The organism is Streptomyces sp. GMY02 (assembly GCF_019056675.1).
Lineage (GTDB): Bacteria > Actinomycetota > Actinomycetes > Streptomycetales > Streptomycetaceae > Streptomyces > Streptomyces odonnellii.
Map to the genome: position 1 here is coordinate 7,428,806 of NZ_CP077658.1, position 16,638 is coordinate 7,445,443.

The 16,638-nt window shown below is 70.4% G+C and carries 16 protein-coding genes; 7 read left to right on the forward strand and 9 right to left on the reverse strand.

All coding sequences use genetic code 11. The features are described 5' to 3' along the window. Window positions 1–76 precede the first annotated feature (76 nt). A complete protein-coding gene (locus tag KQY30_RS31720) occupies window positions 77–868 on the forward strand; it encodes a metal-dependent hydrolase (protein WP_217309982.1) in 792 nt (263 codons plus the stop codon). A 141-nt stretch (window positions 869–1,009) separates the two neighbouring features. Here KQY30_RS31720 and KQY30_RS31725 read toward each other — a convergent pair whose 3' ends face one another. From KQY30_RS31725 to KQY30_RS31735, 3 genes are all read right to left on the reverse strand, one after another. Then, window positions 1,010–2,791 carry an ABC transporter ATP-binding protein gene (locus tag KQY30_RS31725; RefSeq protein WP_217309983.1) on the reverse strand — a complete coding sequence of 594 codons (1,782 nt, stop codon included), beginning with the start codon at window positions 2,789–2,791 and terminating at the stop codon, window positions 1,010–1,012. Beyond that, complete coding sequence (locus KQY30_RS31730; protein ID WP_217309984.1) at window positions 2,788–4,641, reverse strand: ABC transporter ATP-binding protein; 1,854 nt, start codon at window positions 4,639–4,641, stop codon at window positions 2,788–2,790. The genes KQY30_RS31725 and KQY30_RS31730 overlap by 4 nt, the downstream gene beginning before the upstream one ends. 219 nt (window positions 4,642–4,860) lie before the next feature. Next, on the reverse strand, window positions 4,861–5,301 hold the full coding sequence (locus KQY30_RS31735; RefSeq protein ID WP_217309985.1) for a MarR family winged helix-turn-helix transcriptional regulator: 441 nt from the start codon (window positions 5,299–5,301) through the stop codon (window positions 4,861–4,863). Window positions 5,302–5,419: 118 nt separating this feature from the next. Here KQY30_RS31735 and KQY30_RS31740 point away from each other — a divergent pair, with 118 nt between their 5' ends. Both KQY30_RS31740 and mltG read left to right on the forward strand, forming a co-directional pair. After that, a complete protein-coding gene (locus tag KQY30_RS31740; protein ID WP_217309986.1) occupies window positions 5,420–7,288 on the forward strand; it encodes an ABC transporter ATP-binding protein in 1,869 nt (622 codons plus the stop codon). A 184-nt stretch (window positions 7,289–7,472) separates the two neighbouring features. Then, window positions 7,473–8,348, forward strand: coding sequence for an endolytic transglycosylase MltG (gene mltG / locus KQY30_RS31745; protein WP_217309987.1), 876 nt, complete (start codon window positions 7,473–7,475; stop codon window positions 8,346–8,348). Window positions 8,349–8,376: 28 nt separating this feature from the next. Here the strand turns inward: mltG and KQY30_RS31750 are convergent, their stop codons facing one another. The 6 genes from KQY30_RS31750 to KQY30_RS37515 form a co-directional block, all read right to left on the reverse strand. Then, on the reverse strand, window positions 8,377–9,480 hold the full coding sequence (locus KQY30_RS31750) for an NAD(P)-binding domain-containing protein (protein ID WP_217309988.1): 1,104 nt from the start codon (window positions 9,478–9,480) through the stop codon (window positions 8,377–8,379). 74 nt (window positions 9,481–9,554) lie between these two features. After that, on the reverse strand, window positions 9,555–10,763 hold the full coding sequence (locus tag KQY30_RS31755) for an LLM class flavin-dependent oxidoreductase (RefSeq protein ID WP_217309989.1): 1,209 nt from the start codon (window positions 10,761–10,763) through the stop codon (window positions 9,555–9,557). Beyond that, complete coding sequence (locus KQY30_RS31760; RefSeq protein WP_217309990.1) at window positions 10,760–11,809, reverse strand: ABC transporter substrate-binding protein; 1,050 nt, start codon at window positions 11,807–11,809, stop codon at window positions 10,760–10,762. Before KQY30_RS31760 ends, KQY30_RS31755 begins: the two co-directional genes overlap by 4 nt. 194 nt (window positions 11,810–12,003) lie before the next feature. Then, the gene (locus KQY30_RS31765; protein WP_217309991.1) at window positions 12,004–12,771 is read right to left on the reverse strand and encodes an ABC transporter ATP-binding protein; all 768 of its coding nucleotides are present in this window, start codon (window positions 12,769–12,771) and stop codon (window positions 12,004–12,006) included. Further along, the gene (locus tag KQY30_RS31770) at window positions 12,744–13,640 is read right to left on the reverse strand and encodes an ABC transporter permease (protein WP_217309992.1); all 897 of its coding nucleotides are present in this window, start codon (window positions 13,638–13,640) and stop codon (window positions 12,744–12,746) included. The genes KQY30_RS31765 and KQY30_RS31770 overlap by 28 nt, the downstream gene beginning before the upstream one ends. Window positions 13,641–13,860: 220 nt before the next feature. After that, the gene (locus KQY30_RS37515) at window positions 13,861–13,944 is read right to left on the reverse strand and encodes a putative leader peptide (RefSeq protein ID WP_367997488.1); all 84 of its coding nucleotides are present in this window, start codon (window positions 13,942–13,944) and stop codon (window positions 13,861–13,863) included. 92 nt (window positions 13,945–14,036) lie between these two features. Here KQY30_RS37515 and KQY30_RS31775 point away from each other — a divergent pair, with 92 nt between their 5' ends. The 4 genes from KQY30_RS31775 (at window position 14,037) to KQY30_RS36825 (ending at window position 16,534) form a co-directional block, all read left to right on the forward strand. Beyond that, window positions 14,037–14,459 carry a YjbQ family protein gene (locus tag KQY30_RS31775; protein WP_217309993.1) on the forward strand — a complete coding sequence of 141 codons (423 nt, stop codon included), beginning with the start codon at window positions 14,037–14,039 and terminating at the stop codon, window positions 14,457–14,459. A 98-nt stretch (window positions 14,460–14,557) separates the two neighbouring features. After that, on the forward strand, window positions 14,558–14,857 hold the full coding sequence (locus tag KQY30_RS31780) for a recombinase family protein (protein ID WP_254407406.1): 300 nt from the start codon (window positions 14,558–14,560) through the stop codon (window positions 14,855–14,857). A 19-nt stretch (window positions 14,858–14,876) separates the two neighbouring features. Further along, window positions 14,877–16,136, forward strand: coding sequence for a serine/threonine-protein kinase (locus KQY30_RS31785; protein ID WP_254407721.1), 1,260 nt, complete (start codon window positions 14,877–14,879; stop codon window positions 16,134–16,136). Next, on the forward strand, window positions 16,112–16,534 hold the full coding sequence (locus KQY30_RS36825) for a hypothetical protein (RefSeq protein WP_254407407.1): 423 nt from the start codon (window positions 16,112–16,114) through the stop codon (window positions 16,532–16,534). Before KQY30_RS31785 ends, KQY30_RS36825 begins: the two co-directional genes overlap by 25 nt. Window positions 16,535–16,638 lie beyond the last annotated feature (104 nt).

A 16,638-nucleotide genomic window follows, 5' to 3' on the forward strand; every position in this document is an offset into this window, starting at 1 on the left:
CCTGTCAACTGAGCCCGGCCACGCGGGGTTTCTCCGCGCGGGGCTCCACCACAACTGCATTGGGGCGGGTACGAGCATGATGGGACCGGCACACTCCCTGTCAGGGGCGGCGGCCTGGCTGGGGGTGGGTGCCGCGGCGGCCGCCGCCGGGCACGGGATGCCCTGGCCGGTCCTGGTGGCCGGCGCGCTGATCTGCGCGGGCGCCGCGCTCGCGCCCGACCTGGACCACAAGGCCGCCACGATCTCCCGCGCGTTCGGCCCGGTGTCCCGGGGGCTCTGCGAGATCGTCGACAAGCTGTCGTACGCCGTCTACAAGGCGACCAGGAAGCCGGGCGATCCCCGCAGGAGCGGCGGCCACCGCACGCTGACCCACACCTGGCTCTGGGCGGTCCTGATCGGCGCGGGCGCCTCGGTTCTGGCGTACGCCGGCGGGCGCTGGGCGGTGCTCGCGATCCTCTTCGTGCATGTCGTACTGGCCGTGGAGGGGCTGCTGTGGCGGGCCGCGCGGGTCTCCAGCGATGTGCTGGTGTGGCTGCTCGGCGCGGCCGGTGCCTGGATCCTGACGGGTGTGCTGGACGAACCGGGCAACGGCGCGGACTGGCTGTTCACCGCCCCGGGGCAGGAGTACCTCTGGCTGGGCCTGCCGATCGTCCTGGGCGCGCTGGTGCATGACATCGGGGACGCGCTGACGGTGTCGGGCTGCCCGATCCTGTGGCCCATACCCCTGGGCCGCAAGCGCTGGTACCCGCTGGGCCCGCCGAAGGGAATGCGCTTCCGGGCCGGGAGCTGGGTGGAGCTGAAGGTGCTGATGCCGGCGTTCATGGTGCTGGGCGGAGTCGGCGGCGCGGCGGCGCTGAACGTCATATAGCGGCGGTACGGAGGGTCACGGCGGCCGGACCGCGGGACACGGCGGCCGGACGGGTATCGAGAGACCTACGGGTATCAAGGGGCCTACAGGTATCAGGGGGCCGGGGACACCGTCGCGGTGAGCCCCGGCCCCTTTCCGTGCTCACCCGTGCCAGGACCGCCACAGTGCCGCGTACGCGCCGTCCGCCGCCACCAGTTCGTCATGGCTGCCCAGCTCGCTGATCCGGCCCTCCTCGACCACCGCGATCACATCCGCGTCATGCGCGGTGTGCAGCCGGTGCGCGATCGCCACGACCGTACGCCCGTCCAGCACCCGGGCCAGTGAGCGCTCCAGATGCCGGGCGGCCCGGGGGTCGAGCAGCGAGGTCGCCTCGTCGAGGACCAGGGTGTGCGGATCCGCGAGGACCAGCCTGGCCAGAGCGATCTGCTGGGCCTGGGCCGGCGTCAGGGCCGTGCCGCCGGAGCCGACCCCGGTGTCCAGACCGTCGTCCAGGGCCCGCGCCCAGCCGTCCGCGTCGACCGCCCCCAGCGCCGCCCACAGCTCGGCGTCCGTCGCGCCCGTACGGGCCAGCAGCAGATTGTCGCGGAGCGAGCCCACGAACACATGGTGCTCCTGGTTGACCAGGGCGACATGCTCCCGTACCCGCTCGGCCGGCATGCGCGACAGCTCCGCGCCGCCGAGGGCGATACGGCCCCGGCGCGGCCCGTATATGCCCGCGAGTAGCCGGCCCAGGGTCGACTTCCCGGCCCCCGACGGGCCGACCAGTGCCAGCCGGGTGCCGGGGCTGACATCCAGGGTGACCTTGTGCAGTACGTCGACGCCCTCGCGGTAGCCGAAGTGCACCCGGTCCGCGCTGACGTCCCGGCCGTCCGGCACCACCGAGGCGTCGCCCGCGTCCGGCTCGATGTCCCGTACCCCGACGAGCCGGGCGATGGACACCTGCGCGACCTGGAGTTCGTCGTACCAGCGCAGGATGAGTCCCACCGGCTCCACCAGCATCTGGGCGAACAGCGCGCCCGTCGTGAGCTGGCCGACCGTGATCCAGCCCTGGAGGACGAAGGAACCGCCCAGCACCAGCACGGCCAGGAAGATCGTCGAATGGGTGAGGTTGATGGTCGGGAACAGGACCGACCGCAGCCACAGCGTGTACCGCTCCCAGGCGGTCCACTCCTTGATCCGCTGCTCCGACAGCGCCACCCGGCGCCCGCCGAGGCGGTGCGCCTCGACCGTCCGCCCGGCGTCGACCGTCTCGGCGAGCATGGCGGCCACGGCCGCGTACCCGGCGGCCTCCGAGCGGTACGCCGAGGGCGCGCGCCGGAAGTACCAGCGGCACCCGGCGATCAGCAGCGGCAGCGCCAGCAGCACCGCCAGCGCCAGCGGCGGTGCGGTGACCGTCAGCGCGCCGATCAGCAGCGCCGCCCAGACCACACCGATGGCGAGCTGCGGCACGGCCTCGCGCATCGCGTTGGCCAGCCGGTCGATGTCGGTGGTGATACGGGAGAGCAGATCGCCGGTGCCGGCCCGCTCCAGGACGCCGGGCGGCAGCGCCACGGACCGTACGAGGAAGTCCTCACGCAGATCCGCGAGCATCTCCTCGCCGAGCATCGCCCCGCGCAGCCGGACCAGCCGTACGAACACGGTCTGGACGACCAGCGCGAGCGCGAAGATCGCCGCTGTGCGGGCCAGGGGCAGTTCGCGCGCCCCTTCGGAGAGGTCCTCGACGATGCCGCCGAGCAGATAGGGGCCCACCATCGAGGCGATCACCGAGACCGCGTTGACGGCGATCAGCAGGATGAACGCCGTGCGGTGCCGGCTGAGCAGCTCCTTCACATAGGACCGTACGGTCGCGGGGGTCCCGACCGGCAGGGTCGTCGCCGACTCCGGGGCCGCCGGGTCGTACGCCGGTGGCGCCACGCCGATCATGCTGATTCCTCGATCTCTTCCCGTGCCCGCGATGCGGCGGGCTCCATGATGGGGTCCCGTTTCGCGCGCTGTTCCTGTTCCAGCTCTTGTCCGGCTTCTTGTTCGGCCTCGGTCTCACGGGTGACGACTTCCCGGTAGCCGGGCTCGTCGCGCAGCAGCTCCCGGTGGGCACCCACTGCCGCGACCTCGCCCTCATGGACGAACACCACCCGGTCCGCGTGATCCAGCAGCAGCGGCGAGGAGGCGAACACCACGGTCGTACGGCCGGCCCGCAGTTCCTTCACGCTCCGGGCGATCCGCGCCTCGGTGTGCGAGTCGACCGCGGAGGTCGGCTCGTCGAGCACCAGCACCTCCGGGTCGGTCACCAGCGAGCGGGCCAGGGCCAGCCGCTGGCGCTGGCCGCCGGAGAGCGAACGGCCGCGCTCGGTGATCCGTGACCGCATCGGATCGCCGCTGCCGTCCACCGACGCCTGCACGAGCGCGTCGAGCACATCCCCGCACTGGGCGGCGGCGAGTGCCTTCTCCGGGTCGACCGCGCCGGAGGCCGGAACGTCCAGCAGCTCCGTGAGGGTGCCGGACAGCAGCACCGGATCCTTGTCCTGGACGAGGACGCTGGCGCGCGCCGCGTCCAGCGGCAGATCGTCCAGCGCCACCCCGCCCAGCAGCACGGAAGGGCTCTTCTCCTCGACGGCCGCGTGACCGCCGAGCCGCTCGGCGAGCCGCCCCGCCGCGTCCGGATCGCCGCACACCACGGCGGTCAGCAGCCCGGCGGGGGCGAGCAGCCCGGTGGCCGGGTCGTACAGGTCCCCGGTCGGCCTGGCGTCGTCGAGGCCGCCGCGCTCGTCCTCGTACGCGGTCCGCTCCAGCGACAGCACCCGGGCCGCGCGCCGTGCGGAGGGCCGGGAGAACGAGTACGCCATCGCGATCTCCTCGAAGTGGCGCAGCGGGAAGAGCATCAGGGTCACCGCGCTGTAGACGGTCACCAGCCCGCCCACCTCGATACGCCCGTCCAGGGCGAGCCGCGCCCCGTACGTGATGACGGCCAGCAGCAGGGCTCCTGGCAGCAGCACCTGGACCGCCGAGATCAGCGACCACATCCGGGCGCTGCGGACGGCGGCCCTGCGGACCTCCTGCGAGGCGGCGCGGTAGCGGCCGAGGAACAGCTCCTCGCCGCCGATACCGCGCAGCACGCGCAGCCCGGCGACGGTGTCCGAGGCCAGCTCGGTGGCCTTGCCGGCCTTCTCGCGCTGGACGTCGGCGCGCTGGGTGGCGCGGGGGAGCAGCGGCAGGACGGCCAGGGCGAGCACCGGCACCGAAAGCGCGACCAGAACGCCCAGCGCGGGCAGATAGATCACCAGGCCCACACAGACCACCACGATCGCGAAGGCGGCGGCCAGGAAGCGCGAGACTGCCTCCACGAACCAGCCGATCTTCTCGACATCGCCGGTCGAGACGGCGACGACCTCACCGGCGGCGACCCGGCGGGTCAGCGCCGAACCCAGCTCGGCGGTCTTACGGGCGAGGAGCTGCTGGACACGGGCTGCGGCGGTGATCCAGTTGGTGACGGCGGCGCGGTGCAGCATGGTGTCGCCGATGGCGATGGCCGCACCGAACAGCGCGATCAGACCGCCGGAGAGCGCGAGCCGGCCGCCCGAGCGGTCGACCACGGCCTGGACGGCCAGCCCGGCGCCCAGCGAGAGCCCTCCGATACCGGTGAAGTGCAGGAGGCCCCAGGCGAGGGCCTTGAGCTGCCCGCCCAACTGGTTGCGTCCGAGCCACAGCAGGAACCGGGGGCCCGACCGGACGTCGGGAATCCCCGGATCGGGATACGGAAGGTCGCGAATCTGCATGATGTCCCATGACTCGTGGAGTGGCCCAGGCCGAGTGGCGCAAACCGTGCAAGGTTCGCCTCATTCGGCAGCTCACGGCAATGGGTTTTCCGTGCGGAGAGCCAGATCGAGCCAGCGGACGATGCGAAAGGCCCGGTCATACGGGGTCGCGTGGGTCTGGTGCGACCCTTCGGACGGGCCTGGCGACGCTCACCCGATGGTGGCTCACCCGGTCGTGACTCAGCAGGGGCGGTGGCCTCCGTCGACCAGCGTCGACAGCAGTCCGCCGAGCACTTCGCGCTGGTCGGGGGTGAGCGGCGCGAGTATGTCCTCAGCCGCGGCCCGCCGCGCGCCGCGCAGCGCCCGCAGAGTGGCCCGGCCGGTGTCGGTCAGCTCGACCCGGACAACCCGGCGATTGGTCCGATCGGGTGCTCTCCGCACCCAGCCGCTCGCCTCGAGACCGTCCACCAGGCTGGTCACGGCCCGGGGCACGACTTCGAGCCGCTCGGCCAGATCGGCCATCCGCGGCGGCTGTTCGTAATACGCGAGCGTGCGCAGCAGCCGGGCCTGCGCGGGGGTGATCCCGATCGGCTCCATCTGCCGCTTCTGGATGCGCTGGAGCCGACGGGTCAGCCGCAGCAACTGCTCGGCCAGCATGCCGTCCGCGTCGGGAGTGCTCATGGCGGGAACAATATCAGGAGCCCGTTCATTGTGTACATAGGTAACAGTGAGCTAGGCTCTCAAAGCCAAGCCCGACCAAGCGCTTCCACCGAAGCCGTTCCGCTCGTCGAAGGAGCCCATGAAACCCGAGGAATCCACCTGGTCACCCACGCCCCGCACCGAGCGTCCGGGGCAGCCGGAGCCGCCCGCGCAGCTCCGGCGCATCTTCCGCCTGTTCCGTCCCTACCGCGGCCGGCTCGCGATCGTGGGGCTGCTCGTCGGCGCCTCGTCGCTGGTCTCGGTCGCCTCGCCGTTCCTGCTCCGCGAGATCCTCGACACCGCGATCCCGCAGGGCCGTACCGGACTGCTCAGCCTGCTCGCCCTCGGCATGATCGCCACCTCGGTGGTCAACGGCGTCTTCGGCGTGCTCCAGACGCTGATCTCGACGACGGTCGGCCAGCGGGTCATGCACGATCTGCGCACCGGTGTCTACGCCCAGCTCCAGCGGATGCCGCTCGCCTTCTTCACCAGGACCAGGACCGGCGAGGTCCAGTCCCGTATCGCCAATGACATCGGCGGTATGCAGGCGACGGTCACCTCGACCGCGACATCCCTGGTCTCCAACCTCACGGCCGTCGTGGCGTCGATCGTCGCGATGGTCGCCCTGGACTGGCGGCTCACCGCCGTCTCGCTGATCCTGCTGCCGCTGTTCGTCTGGATCAGCCGTCTGGTCGGCCAGGAGCGGAAGAAGATCACCACGGACCGCCAGCGCCAGATGGCCACCATGGCCGCCACCGTCACCGAATCGCTCTCGGTGAGCGGCATCCTCCTCGGTCGCACGATGGGGCGCGCGGACTCTCTGACCAAGTCCTTCTCCGACGAGTCCGAGCGGCTGGTCGACCTGGAGGTACGGGCCAATCTGGCGGGCCGCTGGCGGATGTCCACCATCGGCATCGTCATGGCCGCCATGCCCGCCGTCATCTACTGGGCCGCGGGCATAGCTCTGGGCGCCGGGAGCACCGCCGTCTCCATCGGCACACTCGTCGCCTTCGTCTCCCTCCAGCAAGGCCTTTTCCGGCCCGCCGTGAGCCTGCTCTCCACCGGAGTGCAGATACAGACCTCACTCGCCCTGTTCCAGCGCATCTTCGAGTACCTCGACCTGCCCGTCGACATCACCGAGGCCGAGCACCCGGTCGGGATCGAGCAGGTGCGCGGTGAAGTGCGGTTCGACGGGGTCGACTTCAGTTACGACGACAAGGGCGGGCAGCCGACACTCAAGGGAATCGAGCTCACCGTTCCGGCCGGCGGCAGCCTCGCCGTCGTCGGGCCCACGGGCTCCGGCAAGTCGACCCTGAGCTATCTCGTGCCCCGGTTGTACGACGTGACCGGCGGCCGGGTCCTGCTCGACGGTGTCGATGTGCGCGACCTGGACTTCGACACCCTGTCCCGGGCGGTCGGCGTGGTCTCCCAGGAGACCTATCTCTTCCATGCCTCCGTCGCCGAGAATCTCCGCTTCGCCAGACCCGAGGCCACCGACGAGGAGATAGAGAAGGCCGCCAGAGCGGCCCAGATCCATGACCACATCACCTCGCTCCCCGACGGTTACGACACCCTGGTGGGTGAGCGCGGATACCGGTTCTCCGGAGGTGAGAAACAGCGGCTCGCCATCGCCCGCACCATCCTGCGCGACCCGCCCGTGCTGATCCTGGACGAGGCGACCAGCGCGCTGGACACCCGTACCGAACACGCCGTACAGGAGGCCATCGACGCGCTCTCGCGGGGACGCACCACGATCACCATCGCGCACCGGCTCTCCACCGTCAGGGACGCGGACCAGATCGTGGTCCTGGACGCGGGCCGGGTGGTGGAGCAGGGCACCCATGACGAGCTGCTCCAGCAGGACGGGCGCTATGCGGCCCTCGTCCGCAGGGACAGCCTGCCGGGCCACACCGATAACGACAGCCTGCCGGGTCACACCGATGAGGAACTGGCCCCGGTCGCCCCCTGAGTACGGCAGTGCCGCCGCTCCTTCGAGCCGGGAGCCGGCGGCACCGCATCCGGGGCAGCCGGGGGTCCATGACGCGGTCGCCATGCGTACATGGACTGGCGGAATATCCGTCCGTATGTATACGAACCGTGTCGCCGCACCGCAGGTGCCAGGATCGGTGATCACTCCGGGTTACCGTGCCCATATGATGAACGAGCTTCCGGATGCGAGACCCGGTGGCAGGCCCCGTCTGACCCGCCGTGGCCGACTGGTCCTGCTGGTGGCCGCCACCCTTGCCGTCGGAGCGGCGGTGCTGCTGCCCGTACTTCTCATGACCGAGGAGAGCGGCGGCGAGAAGACCTCGACGCTGGTCATCACGGAGGGGCGACGCGCCACCGATGTGTACGCCGCCGTCGACAAGGCCCTGGAACTGCCGACGGGCACCACCAGGAACGCGGCGGCCACGGCCCGGCTCAAGCTGCCGGAGGAGGCCAAGGGCAACCCCGAGGGTTATCTCTTCCCGGCCACCTATCCGATCGATTCCTCGACCACCGCGGCCGGTCTGCTGAGCTATATGGTCAACACCGCCAACAAGAGGTTCACCGGCGATCACATCACCGCCGGAGCCCAGCGCAATGGAATGACGACCTATGAGTCGGTCACCATCGCCAGCATCGTCGAGGCCGAAGCCGAGTCGGCGGCCGATATGCCCAAGGTCGCGCGGGTCGTGCACAACCGGCTGGCCCTGGGCATGCCGCTCCAGATGGACTCGACCCTCAACTACGCGCTCAACCGCAACACACTCGACACCACGCATTCCGATACGCGGATCGACAGCCCCTACAACACCTATCAGCACAAGGGTCTGACGCCGACACCGATCGGGAACCCGGGGGAGCAGGCGATGGACGCGGCGCTCAACCCCTCGCGCGGGGAGTGGCTGTACTTCGTCACCGTGGCGAAGGGGGACACCCGCTTCACCAACAACTACTCCGAACACCTCGCGAACGTCGAGGAGTTCAACGAGAACCGCGCAAAGGCAAAGGGCAGCGCCTCCGCCGACACGAACACCGAAGGCTGACCGTGGGCGCCGACTTCGACAACGCTGTTCAGGCCGCCGCCACGGGCTCGCGTTCCAGCAGCCGCTTGATCTCCCGTACCGCGGCCCGTCCGGCACGGTTGGCGCCGATGGTGGAGGCGGACGGCCCGTACCCGACCAGATGGACCCGCTCGTCCCGTACCGCGCGCGTTCCCTCGACGCGGATCCCGCCGCCGCGCTCGCGCAGGCCCAACGGCGCGAGATGGTCGATGGCCGCGCGGAACCCGGTCGCCCAGAGGATCACATCGGCCGGCACCGTGCGCCCGTCGTCCCAGGCCACCCCGTCCGGGGTGATCCGGTCGAACATTGGCAGCCGGTTCAGTACGCCTTCCTCCCGCGCCCGGACGATCGCCTCGTTCAGCGGAAGTCCGGTCACCGAGACCACGCTCCCGGGCGGCAGGCCCTGGCGTACCCGCTCGTCGACGAGCGCGACGGCCGCCCGCCCCTGTTCCTCGCCGAACGGTCCCTCGCGGAAGACCGGCGGCCGGCGCGTCACCCAGGTGGTGTCCGCCGCCACCTTCGCGATCTCCATCAGATGCTGGGTCCCCGAGGCGCCGCCGCCCACCACGACCACACGCAGTCCGGCGAACTCCTCCGGTCCCGGATAGCCCGCCGTGTGCAACTGGCGGCCCCGGAAGGTCTCCTGGCCCGGATAGCGAGGCCAGAAGGGGCGGTCCCAGGTGCCGGTGGCGTTGATCAGCGCCCGCGCCGACCAGTTCCCCTCGGAGGTCTCCACCAGCAGCCGCCCGCCGGTTCCCTCCCGTACCGCCGTCACATCGACCGGCCGGTGGACCCGCAGGCCGAAGCGCCGCTCGTACTCCGTGAAGTAGCCGCTGATCACCTCCGACGAGGGCCGGTCGTCATCGGCCGGCCCGGTGATCAGCTCCATACCGGGGAGCGCGTGCATGCCGTGGACCTTGCCGTATGTCAGCGAGGGCCAGCGGAACTGCCAGGCGCCACCCGGGTGCGGGGCATGGTCGAGTACGACGAAGTCCTCGTCCGGTACGAGCCCGGACCGCCGCAGATGGTGGGCGCCGGACAGACCTGCCTGTCCGGCGCCCACGACGACCACATCGATGTCCCGTGCCCCGTCCCGTACCCCGAAGTCGTTCACGTTTCTACAAACAGCCTTGGATCCGGGAATCTTCCCGCTTCCGGCGTGCCCAGAGCGAGGGCGCCTCGCTCGGCTCAGCGACCGCCGGCGAACAGCAGCGGAGCGCCGCCGGGCGCGGACGCCGGCCGCCCGTTGGCCGCGGGCACGCCCAGCAGCGGAGAGGGCGGCACCTGTGCCAGCAGCCCGCGCGCCGCCAGCTCCGGGGTCACGCCCTCGCCGAACCAGTACGCCTCCTCGAGGTGCGGATAGCCGGAGAGGACGAAGTGCTCGATGCCCAGCTCGTGGTACTCCTCGATCCGGTCGGCCACATCGGCGTGGCTGCCCACCAGCGCGGTGCCCGCGCCGCCGCGTACCAGACCCACCCCCGCCCAGAGGTTGGGCGAGATCTCCAGCCCCTCGCGCGAGCCGCCGTGCAGGGCGAGCATCCGCTGCTGCCCCACCGACTCGCTCCGGCCCAGCGCCTGCTGGGCCGCGGCGACCGTCTCGGGGTCGAGATCGTCCAGCAGCCGGTCCGCAGTGGCCCAGGCCTCCTTCGCGGAGTCCCGCGAGATGGCGTGCAGCCGGATGCCGAAGCGGACCGTACGGCCGCGCTCCTCGGCCAGCCCCCGGATCCAGTCGATCTTCTCCTTCACCTGGGCGGGAGGCTCGCCCCAGGTCAGATAGACATCCACATGCTCGGCGGCGACAGGGCCCGCCGCCGCGGACGAGCCGCCGAAGAAGATCTCCGGCAGCGGATCCGGCGGCAGCGCGGTGAGCCCGCCCTCCACCTGGAAGTGCTCACCGTCGAAGTCGTAGGGCCGTCCGCCCCACACCCCACGGATCACCGACAGGAACTCCGCCGTCCGCGCATAGCGCCGGTCGTGGTCGAGATGGTCACCGAAGCGCCGCTGCTCGGTCGAGTCACCGCCGGTCACCACATTGAGCAGCAGCCGGCCCCGGGTGACGCGCTGGTACGTGGCAGCCATCTGCGCGGCCAGCACCGGCGAGATCAGCCCCGGCCGGAAGGCCACCAGGAACTTCAGCCGCTCGGTCTGCTGCGCGAGCGCAACCGTCGTCAGCCAGGCGTCCTCGCACCAGGTGCCCGTCGGCGTCAGCACCGCTTCGAAACCGAGCTGTTCGGCCGCCTTGGCGATCTGCGCCAGATACTCGATGTCCGGCGCCCTGACCCCGCTCACCGGAGTGATCCTGGAACGCGTGATACCGCCGTCGGTGTACGCGTGGCGGTCCACCAGCGTCCGTCCGTCGCCCCCGGTCGGCAGGAACCAGTGCAGATGAATGCTCATCGGGAAGAGGCCTTTCCGTAGCTGCGCGCCGGGGAGGTCGACGGCGGCAGGTCCTTGTTGAAGCGGTCGTCCACGAAATCGGCGAAGTCGAAGCGGCGGGGGATGAGTTCGAGATCGGCGAAGGTGTCGGCGATGCTCTGTTCGGATGCGATGGCGGCCTGGTCCAGCGCGACCGGTACCCGGGTGCCGTGCGTGAGCTTGACGGAGTCCAGGGCCACTTCGTACGGCAGTCCGGTCTCCTCGGCCCAGACCTTCGCCCACTCCTCGGGGTGGTCGAAGACCCAGTCCTGCGCCCGGCGCAGCCGCTCGACATAGTCGCCGATGGCCGCGGCCTTGTCCTTGTCGGCGAGGGCGGACGGCGCGGCGACCTGGAAGTTCAGCCCGTTGACAACGCCTTCGCCGTCGGTCAGCACCCGGCCCTGTCCGCCGCGCAGGACCTGGGAGGTGTACGGGTCCCACACGGCCCAGGCGTCCACCTTGCCGCTGGTGAACGCGGCCAGCGCGTCGGCCGGCTGCAACAGCGTGACCTTGATGTCGTCCAGTGTGAGACCGGCCTTCCTGAGGGAGGCGATGAGCTGGAAGTGCGCCGAGCTGCCCTGGGCGACGGCGACCGACCTGCCCTTGAGGTCGGTGGTCCTGGTCAGCGGCGAGTCCTTGGGGACGAGGATCGCCTCGCCCCGCGAGCCGCCGTGGGTCGCGGCCACGACCGTGATCTTCGAACCGGCTCCGGCGGCGAAGACCGGAGGCGTGTTGCCTACGGAACCGACATCCACGGCCTTGGCGTTGACGGCTTCGAGCAGCGGCGGTCCTGAGGTGAAGGTCGACCAGGTGATCCGGTAGGGGAGATCGTCGAGTTCACCGGCGGCGCGCAGGACGGCCTCGGAACCGCCTTTCTGGTCACCGACGTTGAGGGTCACGGAACCCTTGCCGTCGGTGTTGCCGCCTGCGCCGCCCGAGCCGTCGGCGGAGGCGCCGGAGCAGGCGGCGAGCAGCAGGGTGAGGGGGAGTGCGAGGGGGAGGAGTACGGCGGGCAGGAAGCGTTTCATGGGAGAGGAGGCTTTCTGGGGAGGGGCGGGCCGGGGTGGTGGGGCCGGTTCCGTACGGGGTGACAAAGGGGGCGGGTCTGTACGGGCTGGCCAGGGGGGACGGTCCCGTAAGGGGCGGGCGGGGCGGCGGGGGAAGAAGCCGACCGGGCGTGCTGGGACGGTCCAGGCGGGCTCAAGCCGCTTCCGGGCGGGGCTCAGGCGGCGTCCGCAGCAGGTTCGTCGACACCGAGTTCGCCGAGCAGCCGGGAGCGCAGCGCGGCGAAACCCGGATCTCCCACGGAGCGCGGACGGTCCAGCGCGACCTCCGTCTCGTACGCGATGACGCCGTCGCGCATCACCAGCGCACGGTCCGCGAGCAGCAGCGCCTCCTCCACGTCATGCGTGACCAGCAGTACCGCGCAGCCGCGCCGCTGCCACAACTCGGCCACCAGACGCTGCGCGTTGAGCCGGGTCAGCGCGTCCAGCGCGCCGAACGGCTCGTCGAGCAGCAGCAGATCGGGTTCCCGTACGAGCGCCCGCGCGAGCGACGCGCGCTGGGCCTCGCCGCCCGAGAGCGTCTTGGGCCAGGCACCGGAGCGATGGCTCAGCCCGACCTCCTCCAACGCGCTCTCGGCGACCGCCCGTTGGGGCTTGCCGTCCAGACCGAGCAGCACATTGCGCCAGACCCGTTTCCACGGCATCAGCCGGGGCGCCTGGAAGGCGACCGCGCGCCGTTTCGGTACGAGCACCGTGCCCTCGATGTCGCGGTCGAGGCCCGCGAGCACCCGCAGCAGGGTCGACTTGCCGCAGCCGCTGCGGCCGAGCAGGACCGTGAACTCCCCGGGCCGCAGCGTCAGATCGAGCTTGTCGATCACCGGACGTCCGTCGAAGGCCCGGGTCAGCCCTTCGACCCGTACCGCCGCACCGTCCTGGCCGGAGGCGGCGGGGCGCGGGCTCACTGGCCCGTGAAGGTCGGTCGCCATTGCAGCAGCAGCCTTTCGAGAGTGCGGACGACGGCATCGGCGAGCAGCCCGAGAAAGGCGTAGACGACCAGGCAGACGACGATCACATCGGTACGGAAGAACTCCCTGGCCTGGTTCATCAGAAAGCCGATACCGGCGTCGGCGTTGATGGACTCGCCGAAGACGAGCGCGAGCCAGGCGGTGGCGAGCGAGTACCGCAGACCGGTCATCGCGCCGGGCAGCGCGCCCGGCAGGACGACATGCCGGATCAGCCCCCAGCGGCCGAGTCCCAACGACTGCCCGGCCTCGATGAGTTGCTCGTCCACCCCGCGGATGCCCGCGTACACATTGAGATAGAGGTGGAAGGCGACACCGAGCGCGATGAGCGCGATCTTGGGCGCTTCGCCGATGCCCAGCCAGATGATGAAGAGCGGGATCAGCCCGACCCAGGGCACGGTGCGCAGCATCTGTACGGTCGCGTCGACCAGGTCCTCACCGAGCCGTGAGAGTCCCGATACCAGGGCCAGCGAGATACCGATGACCCCGCCGAGCAGCAGTCCGACCGCGACACGCCGGAGCGAGACACCCATGGCGGAGGGCAGCGTGCCGTCGGCGATCAGATCGCCCGCGGCCCGGGCAATGGTGCCGGGCGAGGCGAGGACGTCCTCGTGCAGCACCCCGGTCGCACTGAGCACCTGCCAGGCGAGCAGCAGCAGCAACGGCCCCACGGTGCGCCGCAGCCACCGGGGTACGGAACGCCGCCGTGAGCCGGGTGCGGAGGCGGGGGTGATCGGCTCCAGGCCGGGCGACGGGTTCGTGGACGTGGAATTCCTGGACGTAGAATTCTCGGGCAAGGGGGAAATGTCGGGCGGGGCGTGGCCGAGGGTCATAACAGCTCCACGGGGGCGAAAGAGCGCGGAAAAGAAGAAGGGCGCGCCTCGACGGCCGTGTGCGGCGGCACTGCCACGTCACACGGTCAGGGGCTTGCGGCACTCATCCGAGAAGGAAGCCGGGGCGCCACCGGCGGAAAGAACGACAGGGATGCCAGGTCACGCAGATGCGGGATCACGCGGAGACGAGGTCACGCGGACACACAGGCGCCGGAAAGGATCAGCGGCCGCGACAACACGCGGCGGACGCCACCCGCAGCAGGTCGATATGACCGCGCGTGGTGAGCAGAGCTGAACTCAACATGGCGCTGAACGTAGCGAGCCTTTCCGGATCCGGTCAATGGTGTCTCGGCACGCGGACGGGCGATTCCGAGGGCCGGGCGAGAGGATGTCCGTATGTCCGACGCGTTCACCACCAGAATCCTGAACATCACGACCGGCACGCGCGAGGCCGTGACCGATCTGACCCACGCCTGCGAGGAATTCCTCCAGCAGACGGCCGCGGGCCGCGACGGCCTGCTCAATGTCTTCGTCCCGCACGCCACCGCAGGCCTGGCCCTCATCGAAACCGGCGCGGGCAGCGACGACGACCTGCTCGCCGCCCTCCAGTCCCTCCTCCCGCCCACCACCCCCTGGCAGCACCGCCACGGCACCCCGGGCCACGGCAGAGACCACGTACTCCCGGCCCTGCTACCCCCACACGCCACACTGCCGGTCATCGGGGGCAGGCTGGCCTTGGGCACATGGCAGTCGGTGTGCCTGGTGGACACGAACACCGACAACCCCGAACGTCAGGTGAGACTGAGCTTCCTGGGCTGAGCTTGCTGGCTTGAGCAAGATCGTCCTGGGTGTGGCCGCCAAATCTCCGTACCTTGCGTGTTCGAAACGGAGATGTCTTGCGCGGTACGGACCTGAACATGATCGAACGCCCCTACGACGGATGCGGGAAGTGCCTGCTCGGCGTGCGACGTCTGTCGCGGATGAAGCTCGCGACATCGTCGCCGGAGCGGCAACGGGAGGACGTGCTGACCGCTGCCGCGTCTGTCGGGGGCCACATCATCGGCTGGGCCGATGACTGGGAGGTGTCGGGCGCCACCGACCCGATGACCCGGCCGAAACTGGGCCCGTGGCTTCGCGATGAGGGGGGGCCTTACGACGGGCTGGTGGCTGCAGCCGTGGATCGGCTCGGCCGCAACGTCGAACATCCTTCTGTCTGAGGCGGCCCTGGGCTACTTGATGCACCAGGGGGGCGGCACGCCGAGGTTCGAAGTCGGCGTACCGGCCCGCGTGATCGCGGGCCGGTACCGGCTGCACACGCCCATCGGCGCGGGCGGCATGGGCGAGGTCTGGCAGGCCTACGACGAGCGCCTGGACCGCCGTGTCGCGGTCAAGATGATGCTGGCCGAGAGCCCGGTCCCGTCCGGCTTCCAGGGCGTGGCCTTCGAGGAGACCCTGCAGACCCGCCGCGCCCGCTTCCTGCGCGAGGTCCAGATCACCGCCGGCATCGAACACCTGGGTGTGCCGGCCGTCTACGACACCGGAACCGACGAGGCCAGCGGACGGCTGTTCGTCGTCATGCAGCTCCTCCAGGGACGCGAACTGCAGACATTCATCGACGAGACCGACTACGAAAGCGAGACGGTCTCCGTCTCCTGGGCCGCGGCCGTCGGCGCCCAGATCGCCTCCGTCCTCGACACCGTGCACCACCACGACGTCGTTCACCGCGACATCAAACCGTCCAACCTGATGCTCACCCCCGGAGGCGTGGTCAAGGTCCTCGACTTCGGCGTCGCCGCCCTGCGCGGAGTTGGCACCCTGCCCCGCCTCACCCAGGTCGGCATGACCGTCGGCACCCCGCCCTACATGTCCCCCGAACAGAGCCTAGCCAACGCCGTCGGCCCCGCCGCAGACGTCTACGCCCTTGCCTGCGTGCTCCACGAACTCCTCACCAGCAAAACGCCGTTCACCCCCGACGACAGCCGCTCCCACATGTGGCACCACGTCCACACCCCACCCCCGCCCATCCGCACCCTGCGCCCGGACGTGCCGGCCGACATCGAGAAGCTCCTGCTGGCGATGCTCACCAAGGAAGCCGAGCAGCGCATGGACGCGATGGAGGTCTACGACACCCTCCTGCCCTTCGTCCACGCCGCCACCGGCACCGCAGCTACGACCGACGAGGGCATCCTCGACCCTCGTCTGCCGTTCCTGCGGCCCTTCGGCGGCCGGACACCAAGCCCCGGTGTCGCCGCCTCGTACACCCCCACACTCGTCGTTCCCTCGCCGCTCGCGCCCCCATCAGTCGCCGTACCGCAGGGGTCTGTGCCAGGCCCCGCCGCACTGACCGAGCAAGAGGCGGACGTGTCTCCGACCGGGCAGCGCGGCTGGCTCAGGATGGCCAGTTCACCCAGGCGGCCGACGCACTTGCCGAAGCCATCGCCAGAGCTGCTGACCCGGAGCTCAAAGAAGGCATGCAGTTCAGTCTTGCCCAGGTGAAGTTCCTGGCCGGAAGCCATCGCGAAGCCCTCGTGCTCTTCGAGCCGCTCGCCCACCACTACACCGACCGCTACGGCGACCACGACGAGCAGGCCCAGCTGTGCTGGTACTACGCCGCGCAGTGCCGGATGGAACTCGGCGAAGCCATCGCCGCCATCCAAGCCTTCGATCGCGTAAGTGAGGCCACGCCCACCTCCGACGACGAGGACGCCGTCAACCGCTACTTGGACGCCCTTGCACGATTGATGGGGCTGCATGCCGCGTCGGAAAACCTCCCGCAGGCATTGCACGTAGGTGAACGGCTCCTATCGGAGACCTCGCGCCTCCGGGGATGCGACTGGCCCGGCTTGGGGCAGATCGACGCCTATCTTCGCCGCCTTCGCCAAGACCTGGGCTAATTGCTGGAGAAGAGCTATCGCGCCATTGATCGGCCCCACCCCCTGGAAGCGAGTGGAGCAGTAGACCTGGGTCTCGCCTTGGTAGCCAAGCTCGTCGACTGGAT

Bases quoted from the DNA above. Each gene is read 5' to 3' on its own strand.
- KQY30_RS31720 (WP_217309982.1), top strand. From the start codon at position 77: ATGATGGGACCGGCACACTCCCTGTCAGGGGCGGCGGCCTGGCTGGGG.
- KQY30_RS31725 (WP_217309983.1), bottom strand. From the start codon at position 2,791: ATGATCGGCGTGGCGCCACCGGCGTACGACCCGGCGGCCCCGGAGTCG.
- KQY30_RS31730 (WP_217309984.1), bottom strand. From the start codon at position 4,641: ATGCAGATTCGCGACCTTCCGTATCCCGATCCGGGGATTCCCGACGTC.
- KQY30_RS31735 (WP_217309985.1), bottom strand. From the start codon at position 5,301: ATGAGCACTCCCGACGCGGACGGCATGCTGGCCGAGCAGTTGCTGCGG.
- KQY30_RS31740 (WP_217309986.1), top strand. From the start codon at position 5,420: ATGAAACCCGAGGAATCCACCTGGTCACCCACGCCCCGCACCGAGCGT.
- mltG (WP_217309987.1), top strand. From the start codon at position 7,473: ATGATGAACGAGCTTCCGGATGCGAGACCCGGTGGCAGGCCCCGTCTG.
- KQY30_RS31755 (WP_217309989.1), bottom strand. From the start codon at position 10,763: ATGAGCATTCATCTGCACTGGTTCCTGCCGACCGGGGGCGACGGACGG.
- KQY30_RS31760 (WP_217309990.1), bottom strand. From the start codon at position 11,809: ATGAAACGCTTCCTGCCCGCCGTACTCCTCCCCCTCGCACTCCCCCTC.
- KQY30_RS31765 (WP_217309991.1), bottom strand. From the start codon at position 12,771: ATGGCGACCGACCTTCACGGGCCAGTGAGCCCGCGCCCCGCCGCCTCC.
- KQY30_RS31770 (WP_217309992.1), bottom strand. From the start codon at position 13,640: ATGACCCTCGGCCACGCCCCGCCCGACATTTCCCCCTTGCCCGAGAAT.
- KQY30_RS37515 (WP_367997488.1), bottom strand. From the start codon at position 13,944: ATGTTGAGTTCAGCTCTGCTCACCACGCGCGGTCATATCGACCTGCTG.
- KQY30_RS31775 (WP_217309993.1), top strand. From the start codon at position 14,037: ATGTCCGACGCGTTCACCACCAGAATCCTGAACATCACGACCGGCACG.
- KQY30_RS31780 (WP_254407406.1), top strand. From the start codon at position 14,558: ATGATCGAACGCCCCTACGACGGATGCGGGAAGTGCCTGCTCGGCGTG.
- KQY30_RS31785 (WP_254407721.1), top strand. From the start codon at position 14,877: ATGCACCAGGGGGGCGGCACGCCGAGGTTCGAAGTCGGCGTACCGGCC.
- KQY30_RS36825 (WP_254407407.1), top strand. From the start codon at position 16,112: ATGCAGTTCAGTCTTGCCCAGGTGAAGTTCCTGGCCGGAAGCCATCGC.